6 protein-coding genes and 1 tRNA gene are annotated in these 4,379 nt (G+C 62.1%); 6 read left to right on the top strand and 1 reads right to left on the bottom strand.

Annotated elements, in window-relative coordinates:
- A partial coding sequence (locus BGN95_RS21955) for an EipA family protein (protein WP_286774022.1) occupies positions 1–593 on the bottom strand: 593 nt, incomplete at its 3' end.
- Positions 594–767: 174 nt separating this feature from the next.
- Here BGN95_RS21955 and BGN95_RS21950 point away from each other — a divergent pair.
- The 6 genes from BGN95_RS21950 to BGN95_RS21930 all read left to right on the top strand — a co-directional run bounded on the left by BGN95_RS21950 (position 768) and on the right by BGN95_RS21930 (position 4,240).
- A tRNA-Ser gene (locus BGN95_RS21950) sits at positions 768–857 on the top strand.
- A gap of 181 nt (positions 858–1,038) precedes the next feature.
- Positions 1,039–2,409: a tyrosine-type recombinase/integrase gene (locus tag BGN95_RS21945; protein ID WP_286774002.1), complete on the top strand. Its 1,371-nt coding sequence runs from the start codon at positions 1,039–1,041 to the stop codon at positions 2,407–2,409.
- Between the two features lie 32 nt (positions 2,410–2,441).
- Complete coding sequence (locus BGN95_RS27155) at positions 2,442–2,636, top strand: type II toxin-antitoxin system RelE/ParE family toxin (protein WP_353744730.1); 195 nt, start codon at positions 2,442–2,444, stop codon at positions 2,634–2,636.
- An 89-nt stretch (positions 2,637–2,725) separates the two neighbouring features.
- Positions 2,726–3,052, top strand: a complete 327-nt coding sequence (locus BGN95_RS21940; protein WP_286774001.1) for a helix-turn-helix domain-containing protein — start codon at positions 2,726–2,728, stop codon at positions 3,050–3,052.
- Positions 3,053–3,560: 508 nt separating this feature from the next.
- Positions 3,561–3,851, top strand: coding sequence for a type II toxin-antitoxin system ParD family antitoxin (locus BGN95_RS21935; RefSeq protein WP_286774000.1), 291 nt, complete (start codon positions 3,561–3,563; stop codon positions 3,849–3,851).
- The gene (locus BGN95_RS21930; RefSeq protein ID WP_286773999.1) at positions 3,848–4,240 is read left to right on the top strand and encodes a type II toxin-antitoxin system RelE/ParE family toxin; all 393 of its coding nucleotides are present in this window, start codon (positions 3,848–3,850) and stop codon (positions 4,238–4,240) included. Before BGN95_RS21935 ends, BGN95_RS21930 begins: the two co-directional genes overlap by 4 nt.
- The last annotated feature ends 139 nt before the right edge of the window (positions 4,241–4,379 follow it).

Raw genomic sequence — 4,379 nt, 5'->3', positions numbered from 1 at the left:
CGGTACAATTCCTCGGTATCGTAAAGGTTGTAGACCAGCACGAAGACCTTGTTGGCATCCCCGCCGAGGTCGAAGCCGACCGACGGCCCGGTCCAATAGACCGGCATCTGTCCCTCGACCTTATGGGTCATGATCCCCGAGCCGTAACGCAGCCCGACGACCACCGCGCCCGATGCCTCGCGCCCGGCGATATAGGCATTGGGCTCGCCCTGCTCCTTGAGGATCTTTTCGATGATCCCGGCAAGGCCGGCGGCGCCCTTGCCGAACACGCCTTCGCCCGCGCTGATCAGATCGTCACGCTTGAAGGTCTCGGCGGCGTTGCTCGTCTGCTGCGCGCGCTCGGTGCGCATCGTGCTGCTGTTGTCGCCGGCCGGCGCCGGCGCCTGGGCCGGCGGCGGGGCGGACTGTTCGGGCATCGGCTCGTCGGGATAGTTTTGCGGCGCGGGCGGCGGCGTCTGTGCCGATCCGCGCGGGGCGGGGGCGATATCGTTGTCGATCGCCTTGTTGGGGTCGATCGTGCGGACCTGAGCGGGGGCGGCCGCGCCGACCATCACCGTCGCGGTCAGCCCTAGGGCCAGCATCACCTTGCGCATCTTCGTCATCCCCCCGGGCACAAAATCGTCCCGATCAGCGATTCTAGCGCCGTCGCGGCTTTCGCGGCAATGAACCGGACGACGACCCGAGTCGATTTCGCGCCGAGGCGAATCGTTGCACGATCGGTTGATCGCACCGATTCCGCTCGCTATAGGCCCCCCTCACGCCGCACCGGAGACGTGGGTGAGTGGCTGAAACCAACGCTTTGCTAAAGCGTCATACGGGAAACCGTATCGAGGGTTCGAATCCCTCCGTCTCCGCCAGCGGGTGTGCCGCAGTGGTTCGCAGAGGGCCACTGATATCGACTTTTTCCTCCTAAAAACCGACACTTAGCTGATCAGCTCGGCCACGGCCGTTCGTACCCGTTCGCGCCAATCCGGCGAATCGGAGGTACGGAAACGTGGTACCGGCGGTCAAAAAACGTGGTACTTTGGGAGACGAATCTTGTTGACCGATGCGATAGTCCGCGCCGCCAAGAAGCGCGCCAAACCCTACAAAATTTCTGACGGGAATCGGCTCTACCTGCTGGTGACCCCTGGCGGCGGCAAGCTCTGGCGCTGGAATTACGAATATGACCACAAGCAGAAGAGCATGGCCTTCGGCGCTTATCCCGACGTGTCGCTGGCTGATGCGCGTGAGCGACGGAAGGAGGCCGCAGCGCTGGTAGCCCAAGGGCTTGATCCAACCGTCGTCAAGAAGCTCAAGGTCGAAGCGAATCTCGAGGCTGCCCGCCAGACTTTCGAGCGCGTTGCTCGGGCCTGGCATGAGAATGGCCGTTCGCAATGGGCGAAGGTCCATGCGAACGACATCATTCGGAGTCTTGAACGGGATGTCTTCCCGACGATCGGGTCGCTGCCGATCGGGCAGATCACGCCGCCGCTCGTCCTCGGCGTGCTTCGAGAGATCGAGGCGCGCGGAGCGATTGAGACTGCCAAGCGAGTTAGGCAGCGCATCTCCGCCGTGTTCATTCATGCGATCGCCGAGGGGATCGCACAGTCTGATCCAGCCGAAAAGCTCGGAGCGGTCCTCAAGCCGCTACGAAAGGGCCGCCAGCCGGCCATCACCGAGCTGGTTCCGCTGCGAAAAATGATTATCGCGGCGGAGGAGGACTATGCTCGCCCGATAACCCGTCTGGCGCTGCGTTTGCTCGCACTCACCGCAGTTCGGCCAAGCGAATTGCGCGGCGCATATTGGGCCGAGTTGGAAGACCTCAACGGCAAGGAGCCGCTGTGGCGAATCCCCGCGGCGCGCATGAAAGGTGATCTCGACCGCAAGGCTGAAATTAACGGCGACCATCTTGTGCCGCTAGCGCCGCAGGCAGTTGCCGTCCTCAAGGCGCTCTGGCCACTGACCGGAGAAGGCGAATTGCTGTTTCCTAGCAATCGGCATTGGCACAAGCCCATGAGCGAAAACGCGATCGGTTATCTTCTCAATCGCGTCGGATACCATGGTCACCATGTACCCCATGGATTCCGTGCCGCCTTCTCTACAATCATGAACGAATGGGCAGAGCGTCATGGGAAGGCCCATGATCGCAGCGTCATCGACCTTATGCTGGCGCATGTCCCGAAGGAGAAGGTCGAGGGTGCTTACAACCGGGCGGCCTATATGCCGCGGAGGCGCGAATTGGCGATCATCTGGGCGGATATGCTGAGTGAAGGATTGCCACCGCCCGACGTGCTCGTGGGGCGACCGGTGAAGGCGACCGGACGGGCATCGCGGCGCTCTCTCACGGCGCCTGTCGCACCCGACTTTCGGTTTCCTGTCCGATTCCGTTCGGGTCGCGATCGCAACAGCAGCGCGCCCCCGCTCTGACCAGCTCGGCCCTGCGGAAGGCGGCATCCGATGTGGCGGCGGGAGATTGCGATGCCGATCTCGGAGGTGATGTATTCAAGCAGCGGACCGCACGGCCTGGGCGCGGCAAATCCGGCGGGCTCAGGACTATCATCATCCTGTTCAGGCTGCACCGGCACTGCTTTTTTGTTCATGGCTTTACCAAGAACGAGAGGACCAACGTTAGCGCGAAGGATCTGAAGGCATAGAGGCAGCTTGCTAGCGTGCTGATTGGGATCCTCGCGTGACGATATCGCGGCCGCCATGGAAGGCAGTGAGCTGATTGAGGTGGTGAACAATGACGGCGAAGAACAAGCAGACGGCCAGCTCGTTGCTGGCTTCAGTGCATAAGGCGGCGAGCGGCCTGCATAGGCTCGGCCGTGTCGACAAGGCGACGATGCGCGAGTTCGATGCGCTGTGCCTGACCCCGATTCCGCCGCTCGCGCCCGAGGAAATCCGGGCGCTGCGCGAGCGCGAGGACGTCTCGCAGCCAGTCTTCGCCCACTATCTCAACGTGCGGAAGGATGCGGTCAGCAAGTGGGAGAGGGGAGAGAAGCGCCCGGATGGTCCCTCGCTCAAGCTGCTCAATCTGGTCAAGCACAAGGGTCTGCAGGCGATTGCGTGATTGCGGAAGTGACTATGGGCGTTCCGCTATTGAGGGGATGCGCTTGGGTGTCGATTTGTGTCGCTAGATCGGTGCTGTCGAGTATGGCGCGGCGCACCGGGGGGTCGCGAAGCCGACGACGGGCCCGCAGATGATCGGCTTTGAAGTGATCGGGACGGGCGGGCCGTGGGAGCGATGGGCGACAATTCTGACTAAAATCCCCGACGCGTCGATGGTGATGACGACGCGTGTTGCAACCGCAGTGCTACGGGGTGGGGTAATCGCACGGCGGCTAAATTACGTCAGGCTGCAGTGTGGGTTCGGACGCCTCGGTCCACGGCTCGTCAGCTACTCGGTCGAAAGTCACCGTGCAGCTTTCAGCGACCTCGGTTAGCGGACCGGCGTTCCAGAAATGTCGGCAGGCATAGACGCATATGACTGAGGCACCACGGAGCGCACGCGCACACCATTGGCATATTATGCCAATGGTGCTATATTCGGTCTGAGTGAAAAGCTCGAGGATTGAACGATGCCGACACGGAATGTGGTGCTGACCGATCACCAGCAAGGGGTGATCGAAACGCTGGTTGAGTCCGGCCGCTATCAAAATGCCAGCGAAGTTTTGCGAGAAGGGCTTCGGCTTGTCGAACAGCGTGAGCAGGAAGACGCGCTCAGGCTCGAAGCCCTGCGCGCCGCGACCCAGGTCGGCCTTGCCGATCTTGCGGCCCGTCGGTTCCGTGAAGTCAAACCGGATGCGATCGGATCGTTTATGACAGAACTCGGCGCCGAGGTGAGCAAGCGCGCGAGCTCGGGCGCTTGACCTACACGATCCGGCTGACGGCTGCGGCTTATGGCGATATTGTCGACATTCTTGAGCGTTCGGAACGCGAATTCGGTGTTGACGCGCGACGGCGATATCAGCACCTCGTATCTGTCGCGTTGAAGGACGTCAGCGACGAGCCGGAACGATCCGGAAGCGCGCTACGGCCTGAACTCGGTAGCAATGTTCGCTCCTGGCACCTGCGAATGAGCCGTGAGCGAGCGCGGACTGTCCACGGAGGCGTCCGTCACCCCCGGCATTTCATCGTCTATACTATCATCGACGAAGCGACGGTCGGCGTGCTGCGCGTGCTTCACGATGCAATGGAGCTGCACCGCCACCTGGGCGAGGGTTTGCCATCTGTCCCTAGCGATGATCCCGGATACTGAAGACTGGAGCCCAAGACGACAGCGTCGCGTTTTCGCTGAGCTCCAGGGTCGGGCCATTGGTAAGTGACCATAGTTGGGTGGAAGTACGGAACCCGCTGCGCGGGAGGGCGTGCGCTTCAGCGTTGAGGTGCCAGCGAGG

Origin of the sequence: Sphingomonas sp. 66-10, assembly GCF_001897045.1 — a bacterium.
Taxonomy (GTDB): domain Bacteria; phylum Pseudomonadota; class Alphaproteobacteria; order Sphingomonadales; family Sphingomonadaceae; genus Sphingomonas; species Sphingomonas lycopersici.
This window is presented reverse-complemented; position numbering and strand designations above follow the sequence as displayed.

What these genes read in the sequence shown, in the direction of transcription:
- BGN95_RS21940 (WP_286774001.1), top strand. Translation starts at nt 2,726, where the DNA reads ATGACGGCGAAGAACAAGCAGACGGCCAGCTCGTTGCTGGCTTCAGTG.
- BGN95_RS21935 (WP_286774000.1), top strand. Translation starts at nt 3,561, where the DNA reads ATGCCGACACGGAATGTGGTGCTGACCGATCACCAGCAAGGGGTGATC.